Genomic DNA, 20079 nt, shown 5'->3' on the forward strand with positions numbered 1-20079 from the left:
CCATGCAAGCCATTCAGTTTCAGCACGTCCCGCTCGTCGAAGCGACACGAGGGGACCTGACCGAGAGCGTGCACTACGGCTCCTTCGCCGTGGTTGACGCTGGCGGCACGCTGCGTTCAGCCGCGGGATCTCCCGAAGCTCCCTATTACGCCAGGTCTTCGCTCAAGCCCTTCCAATCGACCGCTATGGTGCGTGCGGGCCTGCAGTTGCCGCCGAGACTCCTCGCACTGAGCTCCGCGAGCCACTCCGGCGCGCCGGTGCATATTGAGGGCGCCCGAGAGATCCTGAGCATGCACGGACTTGACGAAACCGCACTGCGGAACGCCCTCGACCTGCCCTACGGTGCGAAGGAACGAGAGGCGTGGCTTCGCGGCGGCGGCGAACCCACGCAGATCACACAGAACTGCTCGGGCAAACACGCCGCGATGCTTGCCACCTGCGTCGTCAACGACTGGTCACGTGACGATTATCTGTCGCCGGAGCATCCCCTGCAGCGACTGGTCAAGCAGACGGTCGAGGAATTCACCGGCGAGGAGTCTGCTGCAGACACCGTTGACGGCTGCGGGACGCCCCTCTTCGCTTTCTCCTTGACAGGTCTCGCGCACGCCGCCGCTCGCCTGGGCGCAGCGGATCCGGCATCGGCCGAGGGTTCCGTGTTCTCGGCGATCCAGGCTCACCCCGACATGCTTGCCGGCGAACAGCGTGACGTCACGGCGCTGATGCGGTCTGTACCCTCGCTGATCGCGAAGGACGGGGCGGAAGGCTTTCAGCTGGTCGCGCTGCGCAGCGGCGTCGGCGTTGCGATCAAGATCTCTGACGGCGGGGATCGCGCGCGCATGCCGATCACGCTCGCGATCCTGCGCGAGCTGGGCGTTGCGGAGGCTGAGCTCGCCGACGTGCCACTGCAGCAGATTCTCGGCGGAGGCGCGCCCAGGGGTGTGCTTCGCACGCTGCGTTGATTGGGCGAGCGCTAACCTGGAATGCAGTACCGAGTGTGATCCCGACGAAAGCAGAACTGACAATGAATGAGCAGGGCCTCTCCGAGACGGTGCGCATCGCGCGCGATCTGATTCGCTTTGACACCACCAATCGCGGTGGCGGAGACGCCGAGCCGGAACGCCCCGCGGCCGACTACGTCGCCGCCTACCTCACGGAGCTCGGGCTCGAACCGCGAATCTACGAGTCGGCCCCGGGGCGCGCCAACGTGATCGCCAGGATGGAGGGCACGGATCCCGATCTCCCCGCGCTCGTGCTGCACGGCCACCTCGACGTCGTTCCAGCGGATCCCGCAAACTGGTCAGTCGACCCTTTCGCGGGTGTCATCAAGGACGGCATGCTGTGGGGCCGCGGCGCCGTCGACATGAAAGACATGGACGCCATGATCATGACGGCCGCGGCGGAACTCATGCGCGCGGGGGAACGTCCGAAGCGCACGGTGATCCTCGCCTTCTTCGCCGACGAGGAGGCCGGGAGCATCTTTGGATCTCACTACATGGTGAAGAACCATCCCGAGGTCTTCGCGGGCGCAGCAACCGCGATCAGCGAGGTCGGCGGTTACTCGATTGACGTCGAAGGCACCCGGGCCTACCTGATCCAGACCGGCGAAAAATCTCTCGACTGGATCAAGCTGCGCGCCCGCGGCACCGCGGCCCACGGTTCACGCTACTGGCCCGACAATGCGGTTACCCGGCTCGCTGAGGCCGTTGTTGCGCTTGGTCGTCACGAGTGGCCGCTGAATCTTTGCGACACGACACGCGAACTGATCACCGAGCTTGCGGCGATTCTGGGGGAGGAACCCACCGAGGCCGGTGCTGAGGATCTCGTGCTGCGGCTCGGCAAGGGCGGCGGCTTCATTCACGCGAGCCTGCGCAACACCACGAACCCCACCGTGCTGACGGCGGGATACAAGCACAACGTGATTCCCGACACCGCAGAGGCTCTGATCGATGTGCGGGCGATCCCGGTGGAACAAGGCACGATTCTCGAGCAGGTGCAGCGCATTGTTGGTGACGACATCGAGATCGAGGTGGTGCACTCCGACACGGGTCTGGAGGTGCCCTTCGGTGGAGAACTCGTCGACGCGATGACGGCGAGCCTGCTGAAGGAAGACCCGGAGGCGCGAGTGCTGCCGTATTTGCTGTCTGGCGGCACCGACAATAAAGCGCTCTCGAAGCTGGGCATCACCGGCTATGGGTTCGCGCCACTGCGCCTCCCCGCCGACCTCGACTTCCCGGGCATGTTCCACGGCGTCGACGAACGCGTGCCGCTAGACGCGATCGATTTCGGGCACCGTGTGCTTGTCGATCTGCTGCGCACTTACTAGCCCATAAGCCCGCGGGACCTCCGCGTCGGCTATCCTAGACGGCGGCCCTGTCGCGTTTGCGTGATCCGGGCGAGGCGAGACCATCTCGCTGCGAAAGGAAACATGGGAATCTTCGAGGCGATCCTGCTCGGGATCTTGCAGGGGCTCACCGAGTTTCTGCCGATCTCATCCAGCGCTCACCTTCGCGTGGCGAGCGAACTCATGGGGATCGGTGACGCTGGCGCTGCCTTTACCGCGATCACGCAGATCGGCACCGAGGCCGCCGTCATTGTGTTCTTCTGGCGCGACATCGTGCGGATCATCGGGCGCTGGTTCCGATCCCTCACGGGTTCCGTGCCGCGGAAGGATCCTGATGCGCTGATGGGGTGGTGGATCATCCTGGGCACCCTCCCGATCGTGGTGCTCGGCCTGCTGTTCCAGGATCAGATCGAGACCACCCTGCGCTCGCTGTGGTTCGTAGCGATCAGCCTGATCGTCTTCGGTTTGCTGCTCGGCGTTGCCGATCGTCTCGGCAAGAATGCACGACCGCTTGAAAAGCTCACCTGGAAGCACGGCCTGATCTATGGTTTCGCGCAGGCGCTCGCGCTGATCCCGGGTGTGTCTCGCTCGGGCGGCACGATCACCGCCGGCCTCTTCATGGGCTACAAACGTGAAGCCGCGGCCCGCTACTCCTTCCTGCTCGCGATCCCTGCCGTGCTCGGATCCGGCTTCTATCAGGTGCTTAAGGTGCTGAAGAACTCGGGCGGCGACGGCGACGGCATCGAGACACCGATGGGGATGACCCTGATTGCCACCGCGGTTGCGTTTGTGATCGCGCTGTTTGTCATCGGACTCTTCATGAAATACATTTCGAAGCGCAGCTTCTTGCCGTTCGTGATCTATCGCGTGCTGCTCGGGATCGCGATTATCATCCTGCTCAGCACCGGTGTGCTCAGTGCCGACGGCGGCACCCTGGCTGCGGGACTGAGCCAAGTTACGACGGGAGCCGCACTGTGAGGACCTGGACACCACCCGAGATTCCCGCGCTCCCCGGCGAGGGAATCGCCCCCAAGCTCTTCAACACCGCGACCGGTCGCATGGAACACCCGGCGATTCCCGAGGGCCGTGCCCTGCTGTACGTCTGCGGGATCACGCCCTACGATGCCACGCACCTCGGTCACGCCTTCACCTATCTTGCCTTCGACATCATGCAGCGGGCCTGGCGAGACGCGGGCATCGAGACCGTGTACGCGCAGAACATCACCGATGTCGATGACCCGCTGCTCGAACGGGCGAACGACACCGGCGTAGACTGGCGCACGCTCGCGGACGAACAGATCGGATTGTTTCGCTCAGACATGCACCGGCTCGGGATGATCCCACCAGAGCACTACGTGGCCGTCACCGAGCAGATAGATGAGATCGCTCAGGCGGTGCGTGAGCTGAAAGAACGCGGCTTCGCCTACGAGGTACCCACCGAGGGCGCCGTCGGCTTCGACATCTACTTCGACATCGATGCCGCGCAGCAGTCTTCGCAGTGGCGGCTCGGCGACGTGGCCCCCTACGAGCACGCCGTCATGCTGCAGCTCAGCACCGAACGCGGCGGGGATCCTGAGCGGCCCGGCAAGCGCAACCCGCTCGATCCGCTCCTGTGGCGCTCAGCGCGCGAGGGTGAGCCCAGCTGGGAGACTCCGGTCGGCGAGGGGCGCCCGGGCTGGCATATCGAGTGCTCGGTGATCGCGACGAAGGCGCTCGGCGGCGCATTCACGGTGCAGGGCGGGGGAGAGGATCTTGTGTTCCCGCATCACGAGTTCACCGCGGCGCACGCCACCGCGATCTCCGACACCCCGCTTGCCCACGCCTACTGCCACGCCGGGCTGGTCGGCTATCACGGACACAAGATGTCGAAGTCGCGGGGCAACCTCGTGTTTGTGTCAAAGCTGTTGAACGCGGGGGCGGATCCCTCCGCGATCCGGCTCGGGCTGCTTGCGCACCACTACCGCTCGGAGTGGGAGTGGCACGACGCAGATCTCGACTTCGCCGACCGTCGGCTCGCGAGCTGGCGCGAGGGCGTGCGACGCGAAAGCGCGGATCCCGCATCTGCGGACGCGGTGCTGCAGCAGTTGCGCGCGGCGCTCGCAAATGACCTCGACACGCCCGTGATGCTCGCGACGCTGGACGCGGCACTCGACCAGGGCGTCGACGATTCGCAGCTGATCACCGACGCGGTCCAGTCCCTCCTTGGTGTGACGCTGTAACGGTGCGTCTCAGCTCAGCCGCATAAGCCGGGCAGCCAGCGCCGCGAAGGCCGCGGTCGTGAACGCGAGCAGGAGCCACGCGATGCCGAGGGGGAGCGCCGGGGCGGACCCGGTGATCTGCGCGTTGAGAGCGTCAGCGAACCAGGTGGTCGGTAGGAAGCGGCAGACGGATTCCAGCCATCCCGGGTACACGCTGAGCGGGATCATCGCTCCGGAGCTCGCGAGCACGAACATCGGCGCCAGGTAGGTGAGCTGCAGCGCGACGTTCGGGTTCTTTAGGCGAGCCGCGACGAGGTAGCCGAGCGCGAGCAGCAGCAGACCGCCGAGCAGCAGGGTGACGATGGCCTGCAGCGTGTGTAACGGCGAAACTCCCTGCGTCAGCATCACCGCAACAACAATGATGCTCTCCGCGGCAACGAGCCCGGCGCGCACCGGCACGTGTCCGAGCAGAAATGCTGACACTCGCGCGGGCGTGGTCGACAGCTGCCTCAGCGTGCCGAGACTGCGATACCTGACGAGCGGCACCGTGGTGGTCCCGAAGGCGATCCCCATAAAGCCAATGAAACTGACCATCACAAACGTGCGCTTCAGTAGCATCGTGGGCTCCCCGGTCGCCCCGGAGATGACGAGATCCAGGATCCAAAACATGCCGAGCATGCCGAGGAACGACGCGAGGATCACAACAGTGGCGTTCTTGTCGCGGAGGAGCTCACGAGTGTGGGTTCTCGTGAACTCTTGCAGTTGTGTGCTCATGAACTCGTCGCCGATACCTCAACAAACACGTCTTCGAGCGAGCTGCGCGTGACGCGATAGTTGAAGGCTTGCAAACCCGGGGTGAAGGTGAGGCGGCGGATCACGGCGTCCGGATCCTCCGTCACGATCGAGAACGCGGTGCCCGCGGATCCTGAGCTGCTGATGTCACCCTCAATGCCGAGCGCCCGAATCTCCTCCGTGGTTCGCGTGGCAGAGACTTCGAAGGACACCGTCGCGGTGGCGGAGTGCTCACGGATGAGCGCGTCGGGTTCGCCCTCGGCCGCGATCCTGCCACCCACCAGGATCGCGAGCCGGTCACACACCTGCGTGGCCTCGTCCATGTGGTGGGTCGAGAGCAGCACGGTCGTGCCCTTCTGCCGTTGGCGCTCGATGATCTCCCAGAGATTGCGCCTGGCGCTCGGATCCAGCCCCGCCGACGGTTCATCGAGCACCAGCACGGCGGGGTTGCCGATGAGTGCGATCCCGATGAGCAGCCTGCGCTCCTGGCCGCCAGAGAGGTGCTTCACCTTGATATTGGCGGCGTCTTCCAGATCGACCTCCGCGATGATGTCGGCGGGATCCCGGGCCACTTCGTAGAACGAGGCGAAGAGCTGCACTGTCTCCCTGACGGTGAGCGTGGGGAAGAGATTGGCCGCCTGCGGCGGTGGGTTCTAGCGGTCGGTGCAACACTTCACAATTGATGGGGTGGATACCGATATGAGATTCAGCGAACGGATTTTGCCGGACCGGATCAACATGATTTGGGAGTTACGTGCCCAAGGCCGGTCGGTGCAAGAAATCAGCGAGGTGGTGGGGTGGTCCCCCACCGCGGTCAAGAATCATGTGCATGAGTGCGGTGGAGTGAAACCCCGAGTGAAAGCACGGCAGGGGGCGTTGTCGTTCGAGGAACGGATCGAGATCCAGTCGATGCTGCGGCAGTCTTGCAGCGTGCGACACATCGCGAGAGTGTTGGGTCGGGCACCATCCACCATCTCTCGGGAGGTTCGACGTAATGCGCGTTCCTGTGCGGGGGAGAAACGTCGACCGCGTTCGGCATATTGGGCGATGAGTGCCCAGGCCAAGTCGTGGGAGCGTGCCAGGCGCCCCAAACCCAGCAAACTCGTCACGGACGCTGTGTTGCGTGAGTATGTGCAGTCACAGTTAGGGTTGAAGCGTTCACCGGAACAAATCGCGGGAAGGTTGCGGCGGAAGTTCCCTGATCGACCGGAGATGTGGGTGTCACACGAAACGATCTATCAAGCCATCTATCTCCGCGGTCGTGGGGGGGGTTGAAGCGTGAGCTTGAGGTGTCGTTGCGGACGGGGCGTGTATTGCGGCAGCCCAGGCGTGTTGCCGGGCAGCGGCGTGGCCGGATCCCGGGGATGGTGAATATCAGTGAGCGGCCCGCTGAGATCAATGGTCGGGCGGTGCCGGGGCATTTGGAGGGGGACTTGATCATCGGGAAGAATGGTCGGAGCGCGATTGGAACGGTCGTGGAGCGGCACTCGAATTATCTGTTGTTGGTGTGGATGGATCCTGCTCTGAATCGGGTGGAGGCGCTCACGGAAGGGTTGATCGCGAAGATGAAGAACCTTCCGGATGTGTTGCGTCATTCCGTGACGTGGCATCAGGGGGTGGAGATGCATCGGCATGCGAAGATCGCGATGGATGCTGATATTGATGTCTATTTTTGTGATCCGCATTCGCCGTGGCAGCGGCCTACGAATGAGAACACGAACGGGCTGCTGCGTCAGTATTTTCCGAAAGGGACTGATCTGAGTGTGTTCAGTCAGGAAGATCTGGATTATGTTGAGTGGGAGATGAATGACCGGCCTCGTAAACGTCTTGAGTTTGCGAAGCCGGCCGAGGTGGTGCGGGACATACTGTTGCGCTGACCGCTAGAACCCACCGCTGCACCGCGACAAGTTCGGTGAAGCGTTGGCGATCCCGCAGAGGATCGAGGCCGAGCACTTCGATCGAGCCGGCGGTAGGGGTGCGGAGCCCGACAATCGTCTCGAGTGTGGTCGTCTTGCCCGAGCCGTTGGGGCCGAGTAGCCCGAAAACCTCGCCCGGCCGCACCCGAAATGAGATGCCGTCGACAGCGGTGTTGTTGTCGTAGACCTTGCGCAGATCCTGGACCACGATGGCGTCTTGCGCGGGGGTGTTTGACTCAGCCAAATTCATCTCTTGCCTCCTGTCGGTGGGGCGTCGTCGCCTCCGGGAAAGAAGATCGACTCGAGCGGCATTCCGAAGATCTGCGAAATGCGAAATGCGAGGGGGAGTGAGGGATCATACTTGCCGGTCTCCAGTGCGTTGACCGTCTGCCGCGATACCTCGAGCGTTTCGGCGAGCTGGACCTGGGTCCAGCCGTGCTCCGTGCGGAGCCTGCGGACGTCGTTCTTCATCGGTTTGCCCTGGCATTGAGGACGACGCTGGCGACGAGCCAGGCCATCATGCCGATGATAAAGACAATCCAGGGGAGGAAAATTCCATCGAAGCCGGCGAATCCCAGGAAGCCGACTGTTACTGCAGCAAGCATCGAGGCGCCGAAGCCCACGCTCATGCTTTGGAGGGTTGTCGTTTTGTCTCGCTCGTCAATGCGTTTCAGGTGGCGCACAACCGAGATTAGGACCCAAATCATGGGAAGCACAGGGACGATCGTGATGACGGCCCTGAGAGCTGTGCCCTTTTCTGCTGGAATGAGAATCGGCAGAATCACCACCGCGAGGATGTACAGCACCATTCCAATGGAGAGCTCCCAAGAATAGAGCCTAAAAGCGCGGCGCTCGGCGGGTGTGCTCCCGGTTTCTTCTGTTGTATTCACGATGATGCCTTTCCTGTTGAATTTTCGAGGCGAGAGATTTTCGTTCGTGGTCGCGGATCCGATTGATCCCACTCGAAGAGTCGTGCCGCGATGACGAACGCGATAGCCGCGATCGCCGCCATCATTGCCCACAGCACGGGGACGGGGAGGAACGGGGGCAGGCCGCCGAGATCGGCACTCAGGGCCGCAGCAAACCAGGTGGTGGGCAGCGAGTTCATGATGATTTCGGGGGCTCCCGGCAGCATAGACGGCGGAATGATGCCGCCAGCAGCGAACAGCAGCAGAATCGGAAGCATCGCCGCGAGGCCCTGGGTTGCTTCCTCCTTGCGTGAGCGCGCGGCAAGGATCAGCGAGAGCGCAAAGGCCATCGCGCTGCCGATCGCGAGAGTGATGGAGAAGCTCAGCAAGTCGAAGCCGTCGAAATATCGACGCCAGAGAGCGATGCCGATCACGACCACCGAGATGATTGCTGCCACGAGCAGGCGAGCGGGGATCTGTGCGAGCAGCAGTGTTGAGCGCCGCAGTGGCGTTGTTGCTAGCAGACGAAGCAGCCCACGCCCGCGCATGCCCACGAGTGGAACCGCTGTTCCGATAAGCGCCACGCTCATGATCCCGACCATCGTGATACCGCCCAAGTTGAGGTGCAGGAGATCGACCCGCACTTCACCTTCTTCGTTCACCAGGGTGATCGAATTGGTGGTGAAACCCGCATCGCGAAGCGCCAACCATACCGGGTTCCACGCGGGCTTTGACTCGGTGTTGAAAGTCGCGAGTACAGAGTCTCCGCTCACCTCGACCCTTGTGTTTTCTTCTGGGCTGCCGGCATCAACGACGGTGACTCCGGCCTGCTGCAATGCCCTGGTGACTTCCTGGTTTGCCGGGGTGACGCTCGCGACTGGTTCGGGCCCGACGGTAGCGAAGGAAAGCCACATCACGAAGTACATGAGGAGGAGGAAGACGAACATGAACGCCATCGAGAAGCCGCTCAGTCTGTTCCGCATCATGTCCTTGCCGCTCATCACCGAGAGGTGGGCGAAGGCGCGGAGTTGGGCGCGGGACGCAGTGTTCATGGGAGGCCTCCTTCGAATGAAGCCAGCTCCATGACAAGGAGGCTTGACTTACCTCAACGATAAACCGCGCGTGTCACGATGTCAAGCACGCTTTACGTCCCGGCGCGCGACCCACGGACACCCAACGCTGAATCCTGGCGACTGTCCCCCATCTCCACGAGCGTCCCCCAAACCCGCGCTCGGAGCGACGCCGGTACGGGGGACACTCGTCATTTAGGGGGACACTCGTCGGGCGGGCTACACCTTGGGGTGAGGATCAGAATCAGTGTCGGGGGCAGAGTCGTCCTCCGGCTCGTCCTTCGGGCGGGACTCGCGATCGTCCTCCAAGAACTTCTCGAACTCGAGCGCGATCGCGTCGCCGGTCGCCCCCGCCGCAAGCTGCTCGTCACGGGACTCTTCAAGCCGCCGGATATAGCGCGACATCTCATCGTCGGCCGCCGCGATCCGGTTAATGTTCGACTCCCACTCGTTCGCCTGCGCGAGTAGCTCACCGCGAGGAATCACGATGTCGAGCAGCTCTTCAAGCTTGTCGAGCAGCGCCAAGGTCGCCTTGGGTGAGGGGGTGCTGTGCACATAGTGCGGCACCTGCGCCCACAGCGAGATGGGCGCGATCCCGGCTTCCGCGAGCGCCAGGTCGATGACGGTCGCGATCCCTGCCGGCCCCTCGTAACTGCTGCGCACGGCCCCGGTCTCCGCTCGACGCTTTGCGCTCTCAGTCGAGATCGTCATCACGATCGGACGGGAATGGGGCGCGTCGGAGTACATCGCGCCCAAAATAATGACCTCGTCAATCGCCCACACGTCGACGAGTTCAACGATCTCGTCGGCGAAGTTTTGCCAGTCGCGAGCGGGTTCGACGCCCGCGAGCAAGAAGAGGTCGGTGACCGGGGTGCCATCGAGGCGGCGCACCGTCTCGGAAGCTGCATCCGCGTCCTCGGTGGTAAGGCTTCCACCGGGCCGCTGCACCGGACCGTAAAGCCTGGTATCGGGCCAGTCGAGTACCCGGTTGCCGGCTTCACCGAACACGACCTTTGGGCGGTGTACCTGGAAGTCGACATACCCCTCCGCGCTGATGACGTGCAGAACCTCAGCGTCGATAAGCCCGCCCAAGTGCTGCAGCACTTCGGTGGTGGCATCGCCCGCGTCACTCCAGCCTTCAAACGCCATGATGAGCACCCTGGGGTGGCGGCTTGCGGCTTCGGTCACGTCGAGTGGCTCCTAAGTTGTAGAGGGGATCAGCCCAGGATACCCATCTCGGCTGAGTTGAGGGGAGCGGCCAGTACACTGGACCGGATGACCTCCTTACTCTCGACCTCCTCTCCCGCAGCCGTGCTCTGGGATATGGATGGCACCGTGATCGACTCTGAGCCACACTGGTTGGCAGCGGAGCTGAGGATGCTTTCTCGATACGGGATCGAACTCAAAGCTGAAACGAGGGACCGTTTGGTTGGCTCGGGGCTGACCGCGGCCGCCAAGCTGTTTCAGGATCTCGGCGTGCCGCTTGAGATCGACGAAATCATCGCTGAGTGGGCCGACGCGGTGATCGCCGAGCTGCGCGGAGGCGCGACCGAGTGGCGTCCGGGTGCGCTGGAGCTACTCACGTCTCTTGCCGAGGCGGGGATCCCGAGCGCGCTGGTCACAATGGCAACCAGGAGAATCGCCGACGCGGTGGTCGCAATGCTGCCACCCGGCACCTTTGTCGGCATCGTTGCGGGTGACGAGGTGGCCCGAGAGAAGCCGGACCCTGATCCCTACCTGCGCGGCGCCGCGATGCTCGGCGTGCAGATTGAGGATTGCCTCGCGATCGAGGATTCACCCAATGGGCTGCGATCCGCGCACGCCTCGGGCGCAATTGCGATCGGAGTGCCGCATCTGGTCTCGCTTGACAATGCCCCTCATCATGAGCTGTGGCCGAGCCTCGCGGCGATCGACGCGAAAGAGCTTTCAGCGAGATTCGGCCGGCTGCGAATGAGCAACAACGATTCAAGGGAAGAAGAGAAGTGACAGAGAACGAAACACCGATGCCTGCCACGAGCGGTCCGCTCGGTTACGGCGATCGGGTGAAACTCACGGATCCCAAGGGTCGGCTCAACACCATCACGCTGGTGCCAGGCGGCGAGTTTCACAGCCACCGCGGCATCATCTCGCACGCTGATCTTGTCGGGATTCCCGATGCTTCAGTGGTGACGAACAGCAACGGCGAGGAATACCTCGCGATCAGGCCGCTCCTGTCCGACTTTGTGATGTCGATGCCACGGGGGGCCGCGATTGTCTACCCGAAGGACGCCGCGCAGATCCTGTCCCTCGCTGATGTTTTTCCCGGCGCGCGCGTCGTTGAGGCCGGCGTAGGATCCGGGGCCCTGTCACTGCACCTCTTGCGGGCCATCGGTGAGAGCGGTGAACTGTTCTCCTTCGAGCGACGAGAGGAGTTCGCGGACATCGCAAAGGGCAACGCTGCGGCTTTTGCTGGCCGCTTGCCCGAGAACTGGACCGTCACGGTGGGGGATCTGCAGGAGGCGCTGCCCGAGACCTGCGCAGCTGGCACGGTCGACCGCGTGGTGCTCGACATGCTCGCTCCCTGGGAGTGCGTGGATGTTGCGGCCGAGGCGTTGAAGCCCGGCGGCGTCGTGATCTGTTACGTGGCCACGGTCACGCAGCTCTCGCGCACCGCAGAAGAACTGCAGCGCAGTGGCCTGTTCACTCACCCGCAGTCCTCCGAGACGATGGTGCGCGGTTGGCATGTCGAGGGGCTTGCGGTGCGGCCAGACCATCGCATGGTCGCCCACACAGGTTTTCTCATCACCGCACGCAGGCTCGCCCCCGGTACCCAGCTGCCGGACCTGAAGCGACGCGCTTCGAAGACCGACTTTAGTGACGAGGATCTTGCCAACTGGCTGCCCGACATGGGCGCGCCAGGCGAGAGCGAGCGGGCAAACCCCTGGACCCCCGAGCGTGTCGGTCAACCAACAAAGAGCGACAAAGTGCTTCGCAAGAAGGTGCGCGCGGCGAAACAGTTCGCCGAGGATCGGGGCGCCGAGCCGGCGTGATGCGCGCGAGCCGTGGCCGGATCCCCAGCCCGGATTCGATAGGATGGCGGGGTTCACATTGCCCTGCGCGAGAGGTACCCATGCTTCGTCGATTTGTTCCCGCAACCGCGGTTGCCACGCTTGTCATTGCTGGCCTCACCGGGTGCAGCGCGCAGGCGAACAAGGCCGCCGACTGCGCAGAGGTAATGACCTCTGGCTCTCTCAGTGACAGCGTTTCTGTGATCGGATCGTACGGCACGCCGCCCGAGATCTCGGTGAAGGGTGATTTTGCCATCGCAGACTCGCAGCGCACGATTGTGAGCAAGGCCGAGGATCGCAGCAAGCTCGCTGACGAGCAGTCGCTCGTGTCAGTGAACATGGCGTTCTTTGACGAGACAACGGGGGCTGAGCTGTACGCGAGTCCCGTGTTTACGGGGCAGGGAGACTCTCCAGAGTTTCTGATGGTCTCTGAGGAGCTGTCGAACCCGCTCAGCGAGGCTGTGCGGTGCTCGGCCGCCGGGGACCGTGTGGTGCTCGCGATGTCACCGGAAGACAGTGCGCAGATTGCTGCTCAGCTGGGCGGCACCGTTGGGGCTTCCGTGATCGGCGTCATCGACGTCGTTGATACCCGCGGGCTCACCGCGAGCGGTCCCGTGCGCGGTCTGCCCTCGGGTTACCCCGCGGTTGTGACGAACGATGAGGGCAGGCCCGGAGTCGTCCTTCCTCCGCGCGAGGCTCCCAAGGGTACGAGTTCCGCGACCCGCATCGTGGGCGACGGTGCAGTGGTCTCTGCGGACAACAACGTGATTGCTCAGGTTCTCGCGGTCGGCTGGGACGGTAATAAGCGCATGAACACCTGGGACCCTGAAGACTTCCAGAACTTCGGGCTCAAGGCGCTGCAGTCTGAAGATTTGATCTCGCAGACGGGCTACACCTTCCGCCCCGAGCTCACCGGCAAGACCGTGGGTTCGCAGGTCGTCATCGTAGAAAATGTCGACGGGAATGCCCAGGTTGTGGTTGTCGACATTATTGGGGTCAACTAGCTTCAATGAATGCAGCGCCCGGTAGATCTGTGGTGCCAAGCGAAGAGCGCATCTTTAGCCTCGTGCTGGCGCTAGTTGCGAGTCCCAACGGATCTACAAAGAGCGAGTTGTTGGCGTCGGTGCACGGCTATTCGGACCGCTTCCGGAGGGGCGAGGCGAATGTTGCTCTCGACCGTCAGTTTGAGCGCGACAAGGAACAGTTGCGGTCGCTCGGGATCCAGATCGAGACGCTCGATTCCCCGACTGAGCCGGGAAACAACCAGCTCACGAGGTATCGGGTGTCGAAAGATCGCCTCGAGTTTCCCGCGGAGCTTCGCTTCAGCGAGCGCGAGCTGATGTTGCTCAGGCTTGCGGCGCTCGCTTGGAGCGAGGGGAGCCTGAGCGCGCAATCGCGCCGCGCCGCGATGAAGCTTGAATCGCTGGGTGCCGGTCTCGACGTGCAGCACCTGGGGGTTGCACCGCGTCTTGGCACGCTCGAACCGGCCGCGGCGCCGCTGCAGCGCGCGATCGACGATCTGCGTATCGTCCGCTTTGACTACACGCTTCCCGGGCGCGATGCGCCGCTTGAGCGACGTGTTGCCCCGCTGCGCCTGCACCGGCTTGACGGTCGCTGGCATCTGATCGCTTGGGATCTCGACCGCGACGTCGATCGGGTATTTCTTCTCTCTCGCATCTCGGGCGAGGTGCGCCCTGAAACGGCCGTATACGAGGCAGCTCTCAAAGATCACAGCGATGCCGTGATTGCGGCGCTCGTGCAGCGGGGGCAAGAGCACCGTGCAACGCTGCGGGTCCGTCGCGGTTCCATCGCCGAGGCGCGATTGGCGCCGCGCGCAGATCCCCTCCCACACGACGTTGATCCCGTGCAGGGCGAGCTCGATGCGCTTGAACTCTCCGTTGGCATGCTCGACGCCCACGTGCTTGCCGGTGAGCTGCTCGAATACGGCGGTGACGTCACCGTTGTGGCGCCCGCCGAACTGCGCGAGCTGGTGGTGGCGCGGTTGCGTGCGATTGCTGAGGGAGTGACGGATGCATAAGGCGATCCTTGCCCCCGACCGCGTGCTGCTGCTGCTCTCGCTCGTGCCCTACCTCCGTGAGCACGGGCCGACGCCGGTTGCTGAGCTTGCCGACGCCTTTGACGTGTCGCCGAAGCTGCTGCGGACCCTGGTGCGGTTTTTGGGCACGGCGGGGGTGCCGGGGGAGACGCTGAGCTATCAGCACGAGGATCTTTTCGACATCGACTGGGATGCCCTCGAATACGAAGATCTGGTGAGTCTCACACGCACCGTCGCCGTCGATGACGCGCCACGCTTCGCGCCCGCAGAGACGGCGGCGCTCATCGCGGGCCTCCAAGCGCTCACCGCCGTGCTGCCCGCGGACTACGCTGAGCTTGCCCGCGAGACGGCGGCAAAGCTGGGGGCGGCGCTCGGTGATGCGGAGAAGCACGCCTCCTTCACCGTGACCGCTGACGCCGAGGATCCGCGAGTTCCGATCCTCATTGCCGCGGTCGACGAGCACACCCAGCTCAGCTTTGGGTACCGCGACGCTGCGGGCGTGCAGAGCTCCCGCACGGTCGATCCGATCTCGCTCACGCAAGAATCGGGTACCTGGTATCTGCGTGGCTTCTGTCACGACCGGCAGGCAGAACGAACGTTCCGGCTCGACCACATGAGCGAGATAACCTCGCTAGGCACCCCGGCCGTCCATCGACGCGTCGAAGTGCAGAGCCCCGCGGTCACCGAAGCCGCTGTCCACCTCACCGCATCATTACCCGCAAATCTGCTCCCGCTGATTCGGGGATTTGATCCAGAGATTCTCGACGAAGACTCGAGTGGCCGTCTCCGCGTGCGGATCGCGGCCTGGCACGAACGGGCCGCGATCCAATTGGTGCAGCGGGCGCCCGGATCCATCCTCATCGAAGCACCCGAGGCCGCCCGCCAGGCTGTACGGGACTGGGCTGCGCGTGCGCTCGCAAGTTACGACGCATAGCGGCGAGATACGCAGACGGGCTGGGATAAACTGTGGCAATGGCAACCAAGGCGCGTAAGAAACGCGGCTCCGAAGGACGGATGAGTCTCGGCGAGCATCTTGTGGAACTGCGTCGGCGCCTGTTCATTTCGGCCGGCGCGATTGTGGCCGGTCTGGTTGGCGGCTGGATTCTCTCCGACTGGGTGTGGGCGATGCTGCGCAGGCCCGTGGAAGATCTGGGGGCACTCGGGCGGGAAGCGGCGATCACCTACGCCGACGTAACGAGCGGGTTCGACACGAAAGTGCAGATCTCGCTGTTCATTGCCGTGCTGATCGCCTCTCCGATCTGGCTGTACCAGATCTGGGCGTTTGTTGCCCCCGGACTGACGCGCCGCGAAAAACTGTACGGTGTGGCGTTTCTCGGTGCCGCGGTGCCGCTGTTTCTCGGCGGTGCCTTCGCCGGGTGGAGTGTGTTGCCCAACATTGTGCGGCTGCTTGCGAGCTTTCAGCCGGATCAAGACGCATTCTTCTTGAACGCGCGCACCTATCTCGACTTCTCCATCAAGCTGTTGCTCGCCGTGGGAATCGGGTTTGTGATGCCGGTGTTCCTGGTCCTGCTGAACTTCCTGGGAGTGGTGCGCGGGGCTTCGATCCTGAAGAGCTGGCGCATGGCGATCCTGATCATCATCCTGTTTGCCGGGATCGCCACGCCCGCGGCCGACCTGATGAGCATGTTTTTGCTCGCTATCCCCATTGTGGTGCTGTACTTCATGGCGGCGGGGATCGCGATCCTGCACGATCGCAGGGTCGACAAACGGCGAGCGGAAGAGCTGGCCGAGTACGATCTTGAGAACAGCGGCGGTTCCGAAACCCCGAGTGAGGAAACCGCGTGATCGCGCCGCGGCACCCCGCGCTCGCGCAGTTTCAGGAACATCTCGGATACACCCTCGACCCGTTTCAGGTGGCCGCGTGCGAGCGGCTCGAAGAGGGGAGGAGCGTGCTCGTTGCCGCCCCCACGGGTTCCGGCAAGACAACCGTGGCGGAGTTCGCCGTGCACCTCGCCCGGCGCGAACGGGATGCCCGCATCTTTTACACGGCCCCCATCAAGGCGCTCTCAAACCAGAAGTTTCACGAACTCTGCGCCGAATACGGTGAAGACGAGGTGGGACTCCTCACCGGTGACGTAAACATTCGCGGTGACGCTCCCGTGGTGGTGATGACCACCGAGGTGCTGCGCAACATGATTTACGCTGAGTCTGCCGCACTCACCGATCTGGCGTTTGTGGTGCTCGACGAGGTGCACTATCTCGGGGATCGCTTCCGCGGGGCGGTGTGGGAAGAAATCATCCTGCATCTGCCGCGTGAGGTCAGACTTGTGTCGCTGTCCGCAACGGTGTCGAACGCTGAAGAGTTCGGTGATTGGATGCACGCGGTGCGTGGCGACACCGACGTGATTCTCTCCGAACACCGGCCGGTGCCGCTCTACCAGCACGTACTGACCTCGAAGGAGCTGCTGCCGCTGTACGTCAGCGACGCGGGCGAACTGGTCGCTCGTGGGCGCCTGAATCCCGAGTTGCGGATGCTTGAACGGCGGGGGCGCCCTGGGGGCCGCGATGGCGGACGCGGGCGTGCTCATCACCGGCAGCGCAGTCGGGGCGGCCCGCCCGTGCGCGTCAAGCGGGTGTCGCGCGCCGATATCGCCAGAGCACTCGAAGAAACCGAAATGCTGCCGGCCATCGTGTTTGTGTTTAGCCGCAACGGTTGCGATCAGGCGGTCAGGCAGTGTCTGTTCGACGGCATCCGTCTGACCACGCGCGAGGAGCGCGACGAGATTCGTGCCGCCGCGTCACCACTCGTTGCAGAAATGAGTGACGAGGAACGCCGCGTGCTGGGGGTGAGTGAATGGCTGGCCGGGCTGGAACGCGGCATCGCGGCCCACCACGCTGGCCTGCTTCCGATGTTCAAATCGGTGGTGGAAGATCTGTTTCAGCGCCGCCTCGTGAAGCTCGTGTACGCCACCGAGACACTCGCGCTCGGTATCAACATGCCGGCTCGTGCCGTGGCGATCGAACGCCTCGACAAGTTCAACGGCGAACAGCGTGTGCCGCTGACCTCCGGCGAGTATACGCAGCTGACGGGACGCGCCGGACGTCGCGGCATCGACACCGAGGGTCATGCGGTGGTGGTGTGGAGTGACGGGGTCGATCTTGAATCGCTGGCGCACCTCGCGGGCGCGAGATCCTTCCCTGTGCGCTCGAGTTTCCGGCCGACCGCAAACATGGCGGTAAACCTGTTGCAGCGCATGGATGTTGAACGCGCCCGCGACACCCTCGAACTTTCCTTCGCGCAGTTTCAGGCGGATCGCGACGTCGTTGACCAGGCCCGCGCGCTCCGGGCAGAGCAGGACTCCCTCGCAGGCTACGACGCTGCGGTGGCGAGGGCTCAGGGCTCAGACAAGAAGCGCTGGGAGGATCGCGCCCGCAAGCTCCGCCGCAAGATCGAGCGCGGCAGGCGGCAGATCGCGTCGCGCACCGGGACCATCGCGCGCACCTTCGATCGTGTCGTTGACGAGTTGATCGTGCTTGACTACTTGACCGAGGCCGGTGCGGGTGGTGGTGACTCCGAGCTCGTCGTCGCACCCTGGGGTGAGCTGCTGCGCCGGATCTATGGCGAGCGCGACCTGCTTGTTGCTGAGTGCCTGCGGCACGACACCCTGGGCGGACTCGATGCGGCGGGCCTCGCCGCGATGTGCTGCGTGCTGAGCTACGAACCGCGTCGTGACGATGAGGTTGACGTTCGGCTGCCGGGCGGACCCGCATTTGCGGCGGCCTACGACCAGGTGCTCGACATTTGGGCGGAGCTGGACGAGCTTGCCGAGCGCTTCCGTCTGCCGCGCAGCGAGATGCCACACGCCGGCATGGCCATGACCATGCACCAGTGGGCGAGTGGACGAGCGATCGAACGAATTCTTGAAAACTCGGGCATCGGTGCCGGTGACTTCGTGCGGTGGTCCAAGCAGACGATTGACCTGCTCGACCAGATCACCCAGGCCTGCGAAGCGGCAGCGCGTTCCGGCATCGACGCGGAGCGGCTGGGAACCCTCGCCAAGCTCGCGCGTGACGCGAAGCGGGGTGTGCGTCGCGGGATCGTAGAAGCATCGAGTTCGAGTTGAAGATGAATCCGCCGGTTGAGCCGGCTCGCCCTTCCCCGCCGTTTGAGCGCGCGCAGCAAGTCGAAACCCGCTTACCGCTCTGGCTCGCCGCCGTCTGTGCCGCCACGGGTGGCCTCTTGCTCGATGCTGCAACGCCCGGCCTCGCCTGGTGGTGGGCGGCGTTTCCCGGCATCGCTCTGGTGCTTGCGGCGCTCTGGCAGCAGACAATCGGCAGGGGTGCACTGCTCGGCGCAATCGCGGGCGCGGCATTTTGGATGCCGCAGATTTCGTGGCTGACGCTGTACCTCGGCCCGGTGCCGTGGGCGGGGCTCAGCGGCGTCATGACCGCATGGTGGGTGCTATTCGGGATCCTCGCCGCGATCGCGAGCCGCGGACTCGCCCAGCTTTCTTGGCTGGCGGCGAGGCGCTGGCGCTTGTGCCTCGCGCAGGCCGCCGCGCTCGCCGGACTGTGGGTGCTGCGCGAGCAGGTGCAGGGCGCCTGGCCCTACGGTGGTTTCCCCTGGGGGCGGATCGCGCACACCCAGGCTGACGGGCCGCTCGTGCAGGCGGTCTCCTGGCTCGGGTTCGCCGGGCTTTCGGGCGTTGTGGTGTTTGCGTGCGCGATCCCGATCGCCGCGTGGTTTGCGCGGATGCCGCGCCTCGGCTTGATTGCTCCTGGAAGCACGGTTGTGTTGCTTGTGCTGCTCGCTGTGATCCCCGCCGCGCCTCTGCCCGAAACGGGCACGCTGCGCGTAGCCGCTGTGCAGGGAAACTCGAAATCTGGCATCTTCGATGACCGCGAGTCCGGGTCCGTGCTTCGTGACCATCTGAACGCGACAGCCGCGCTGCTCGATGAGCTTGACGCGGCGGGTGAACAGGTCGATGTGATTGTGTGGCCGGAGAACAGCGCCGAGTTCAATCTTCCCGGGAACCGCGAGGCGGATGCGCAGCTGCGATCCCTCTCGAAGCGCGCGGGCGCACCGATCGTGGTGGGTTCGATCCTGCCTCACGACAGTGGCATTTATGGCGGCGGTGCCTACACGAACAGCACGCTCGTCTGGGATGAGGACGGTGACACGGCACTCCGTTACGACAAGCGGTACCCGGTGCCGTTCGCCGAGTACATGCCGAATCGCGAGTTCTTCCACGCGCTCGCGCCCGATCTTGTGGATCTGGTGCAGCTGGAATACTCAGCCGGAAAAGTCTCGCCGGTGGTGGAGATTGCGCATGGCAAGACGGCACAAAGCAAGACGTCGTTTGCCGCGGGTCTCGCGATCTGTTTTGACGTCATCTTTGACGGGCAGGCCACCCGGATGGTGGATGACGGGGCCGAAGTCATCTTTGCCCAAACCAACAATGCCGACTTTGGTCGCACCGATGAGAGCGCGCAGCAACTCGCGATTGCGAGGCTGCGGGCCGTTGAGACCGGGCGAGCGCTCGTGAACATTTCGACCGTGGGTACCAGCGCCGTGGTGGCGCCGGATGGGCGGGACCTTGATCGTCTGGTGCCGTTCACCGCGGATGCAATGGTTGCTGAGGTGCCGCTGGTCCAGGGCGAAACCCCCGCGCTTCGGTATGGTGCCGCGATCACGTGGCTGTGGGGGGTGCTTGGTGGTGCCGGTGCTGTTGCCGGGGGCGTGGTCCTGCTGCGATCACGGCGGGCACGGCGTTGACATAGGATATGTCC

The 20079-nt window shown here is 64.0% G+C and carries 19 protein-coding genes and 1 pseudogene; 13 read left to right on the forward strand and 7 right to left on the reverse strand.

Going from position 1 to position 20079, the window contains the following annotated elements; all coding sequences use genetic code 11:
• The first annotated feature begins 2 nt into the window (after positions 1–2).
• The 4 genes from G7067_RS08500 (at position 3) to mshC (ending at position 4560) form a co-directional block, all read left to right on the forward strand.
• Entirely contained in the window at positions 3–959 is a 957-nt protein-coding gene (locus tag G7067_RS08500) for an asparaginase (protein WP_166323485.1), read from the forward strand.
• A 62-nt stretch (positions 960–1021) separates the two neighbouring features.
• Positions 1022–2323: a M20/M25/M40 family metallo-hydrolase gene (locus G7067_RS08505; protein ID WP_166323487.1), complete on the forward strand. Its 1302-nt coding sequence runs from the start codon at positions 1022–1024 to the stop codon at positions 2321–2323.
• A 102-nt stretch (positions 2324–2425) separates the two neighbouring features.
• On the forward strand, positions 2426–3319 hold the full coding sequence (locus G7067_RS08510) for an undecaprenyl-diphosphate phosphatase (protein ID WP_166323489.1): 894 nt from the start codon (positions 2426–2428) through the stop codon (positions 3317–3319).
• A complete protein-coding gene (mshC, locus tag G7067_RS08515; RefSeq protein ID WP_166323491.1) occupies positions 3316–4560 on the forward strand; it encodes a cysteine--1-D-myo-inosityl 2-amino-2-deoxy-alpha-D-glucopyranoside ligase in 1245 nt (414 codons plus the stop codon). The genes G7067_RS08510 and mshC overlap by 4 nt, the downstream gene beginning before the upstream one ends.
• Positions 4561–4569: 9 nt before the next feature.
• On the opposite strand, the gene G7067_RS08520 is transcribed toward mshC, so the two are convergent.
• Both G7067_RS08520 and G7067_RS08525 read right to left on the reverse strand, forming a co-directional pair.
• Complete coding sequence (locus tag G7067_RS08520; RefSeq protein ID WP_166323493.1) at positions 4570–5313, reverse strand: ABC transporter permease; 744 nt, start codon at positions 5311–5313, stop codon at positions 4570–4572.
• Positions 5310–5930: an AAA family ATPase gene (locus tag G7067_RS08525; protein ID WP_166323494.1), complete on the reverse strand. Its 621-nt coding sequence runs from the start codon at positions 5928–5930 to the stop codon at positions 5310–5312. Before G7067_RS08525 ends, G7067_RS08520 begins: the two co-directional genes overlap by 4 nt.
• Before the next feature lie 310 nt (positions 5931–6240).
• On the opposite strand from G7067_RS08525, the pseudogene G7067_RS15245 reads away from it, so the two are divergent.
• Positions 6241–7208, forward strand: a pseudogene (locus G7067_RS15245) (IS30 family transposase).
• On the opposite strand, the gene G7067_RS14925 reads toward G7067_RS15245, so the two are convergent.
• The 5 genes from G7067_RS14925 to G7067_RS08555 form a co-directional block, all read right to left on the reverse strand.
• On the reverse strand, positions 7099–7497 hold the full coding sequence (locus tag G7067_RS14925; protein ID WP_166323495.1) for an ATP-binding cassette domain-containing protein: 399 nt from the start codon (positions 7495–7497) through the stop codon (positions 7099–7101). The pseudogene G7067_RS15245 and the gene G7067_RS14925 overlap by 110 nt on opposite strands.
• The gene (locus G7067_RS08540) at positions 7494–7718 is read right to left on the reverse strand and encodes a helix-turn-helix transcriptional regulator (RefSeq protein ID WP_166323497.1); all 225 of its coding nucleotides are present in this window, start codon (positions 7716–7718) and stop codon (positions 7494–7496) included. Before G7067_RS08540 ends, G7067_RS14925 begins: the two co-directional genes overlap by 4 nt.
• Entirely contained in the window at positions 7715–8056 is a 342-nt protein-coding gene (locus tag G7067_RS08545) for a hypothetical protein (protein WP_166323499.1), read from the reverse strand. The genes G7067_RS08540 and G7067_RS08545 overlap by 4 nt, the downstream gene beginning before the upstream one ends.
• 77 nt (positions 8057–8133) lie before the next feature.
• Positions 8134–9207, reverse strand: coding sequence for an ABC transporter permease (locus G7067_RS08550; RefSeq protein WP_166323501.1), 1074 nt, complete (start codon positions 9205–9207; stop codon positions 8134–8136).
• 237 nt (positions 9208–9444) lie between these two features.
• Positions 9445–10413 (reverse strand): PAC2 family protein, encoded by a 969-nt coding sequence (locus G7067_RS08555; RefSeq protein WP_166323503.1) that lies wholly within the window; start codon positions 10411–10413, stop codon positions 9445–9447.
• Between the two features lie 87 nt (positions 10414–10500).
• Between G7067_RS08555 and G7067_RS08560 the strand changes: the two genes are divergently transcribed.
• The 8 genes from G7067_RS08560 (at position 10501) to lnt (ending at position 20065) form a co-directional block, all read left to right on the forward strand.
• Positions 10501–11211, forward strand: coding sequence for an HAD family hydrolase (locus G7067_RS08560; RefSeq protein WP_244301024.1), 711 nt, complete (start codon positions 10501–10503; stop codon positions 11209–11211).
• A 17-nt stretch (positions 11212–11228) separates the two neighbouring features.
• A complete protein-coding gene (locus G7067_RS08565) occupies positions 11229–12254 on the forward strand; it encodes a tRNA (adenine-N1)-methyltransferase (protein ID WP_166325993.1) in 1026 nt (341 codons plus the stop codon).
• A gap of 80 nt (positions 12255–12334) precedes the next feature.
• Positions 12335–13276, forward strand: coding sequence for a peptidylprolyl isomerase (locus G7067_RS08570; RefSeq protein ID WP_166323505.1), 942 nt, complete (start codon positions 12335–12337; stop codon positions 13274–13276).
• Between the two features lie 5 nt (positions 13277–13281).
• A complete protein-coding gene (locus G7067_RS08575) occupies positions 13282–14310 on the forward strand; it encodes a helix-turn-helix transcriptional regulator (protein ID WP_166323507.1) in 1029 nt (342 codons plus the stop codon).
• Complete coding sequence (locus G7067_RS08580; RefSeq protein WP_166323509.1) at positions 14303–15262, forward strand: helix-turn-helix transcriptional regulator; 960 nt, start codon at positions 14303–14305, stop codon at positions 15260–15262. Before G7067_RS08575 ends, G7067_RS08580 begins: the two co-directional genes overlap by 8 nt.
• Positions 15263–15300: 38 nt before the next feature.
• Positions 15301–16134 carry a twin-arginine translocase subunit TatC gene (gene tatC / locus G7067_RS08585; RefSeq protein ID WP_205881107.1) on the forward strand — a complete coding sequence of 278 codons (834 nt, stop codon included), beginning with the start codon at positions 15301–15303 and terminating at the stop codon, positions 16132–16134.
• Positions 16131–18413: a DEAD/DEAH box helicase gene (locus tag G7067_RS08590; RefSeq protein WP_166323511.1), complete on the forward strand. Its 2283-nt coding sequence runs from the start codon at positions 16131–16133 to the stop codon at positions 18411–18413. Before tatC ends, G7067_RS08590 begins: the two co-directional genes overlap by 4 nt.
• A 2-nt stretch (positions 18414–18415) precedes the next feature.
• Entirely contained in the window at positions 18416–20065 is a 1650-nt protein-coding gene (gene lnt, locus G7067_RS08595) for an apolipoprotein N-acyltransferase (protein WP_166323513.1), read from the forward strand.
• The last annotated feature ends 14 nt before the right edge of the window (positions 20066–20079 follow it).

The organism is Leucobacter insecticola, assembly GCF_011382965.1.
In the GTDB taxonomy this organism is placed as follows: Bacteria; Actinomycetota; Actinomycetes; order Actinomycetales; family Microbacteriaceae; genus Leucobacter; species Leucobacter insecticola.

Excerpts from the sequence above, each read along its gene's own strand:
- G7067_RS08505 (WP_166323487.1), top strand. The coding sequence starts at position 1,022 with ATGAATGAGCAGGGCCTCTCCGAGACGGTGCGCATCGCGCGCGATCTG.
- tatC (WP_205881107.1), top strand. The coding sequence starts at position 15,301 with ATGGCAACCAAGGCGCGTAAGAAACGCGGCTCCGAAGGACGGATGAGT.
- G7067_RS08575 (WP_166323507.1), top strand. The coding sequence starts at position 13,282 with ATGAATGCAGCGCCCGGTAGATCTGTGGTGCCAAGCGAAGAGCGCATC.
- G7067_RS08500 (WP_166323485.1), top strand. The coding sequence starts at position 3 with ATGCAAGCCATTCAGTTTCAGCACGTCCCGCTCGTCGAAGCGACACGA.
- G7067_RS08565 (WP_166325993.1), top strand. The coding sequence starts at position 11,229 with ATGCCTGCCACGAGCGGTCCGCTCGGTTACGGCGATCGGGTGAAACTC.
- G7067_RS08550 (WP_166323501.1), bottom strand. The coding sequence starts at position 9,207 with ATGAACACTGCGTCCCGCGCCCAACTCCGCGCCTTCGCCCACCTCTCG.
- G7067_RS08570 (WP_166323505.1), top strand. The coding sequence starts at position 12,335 with ATGCTTCGTCGATTTGTTCCCGCAACCGCGGTTGCCACGCTTGTCATT.
- G7067_RS08520 (WP_166323493.1), bottom strand. The coding sequence starts at position 5,313 with ATGAGCACACAACTGCAAGAGTTCACGAGAACCCACACTCGTGAGCTC.
- G7067_RS08560 (WP_244301024.1), top strand. The coding sequence starts at position 10,501 with ATGACCTCCTTACTCTCGACCTCCTCTCCCGCAGCCGTGCTCTGGGAT.
- G7067_RS08545 (WP_166323499.1), bottom strand. The coding sequence starts at position 8,056 with ATGGTGCTGTACATCCTCGCGGTGGTGATTCTGCCGATTCTCATTCCA.
- G7067_RS08580 (WP_166323509.1), top strand. The coding sequence starts at position 14,303 with ATGCATAAGGCGATCCTTGCCCCCGACCGCGTGCTGCTGCTGCTCTCG.
- lnt (WP_166323513.1), top strand. The coding sequence starts at position 18,416 with ATGAATCCGCCGGTTGAGCCGGCTCGCCCTTCCCCGCCGTTTGAGCGC.
- G7067_RS08510 (WP_166323489.1), top strand. The coding sequence starts at position 2,426 with ATGGGAATCTTCGAGGCGATCCTGCTCGGGATCTTGCAGGGGCTCACC.
- G7067_RS14925 (WP_166323495.1), bottom strand. The coding sequence starts at position 7,497 with ATGAATTTGGCTGAGTCAAACACCCCCGCGCAAGACGCCATCGTGGTC.
- G7067_RS08540 (WP_166323497.1), bottom strand. The coding sequence starts at position 7,718 with ATGAAGAACGACGTCCGCAGGCTCCGCACGGAGCACGGCTGGACCCAG.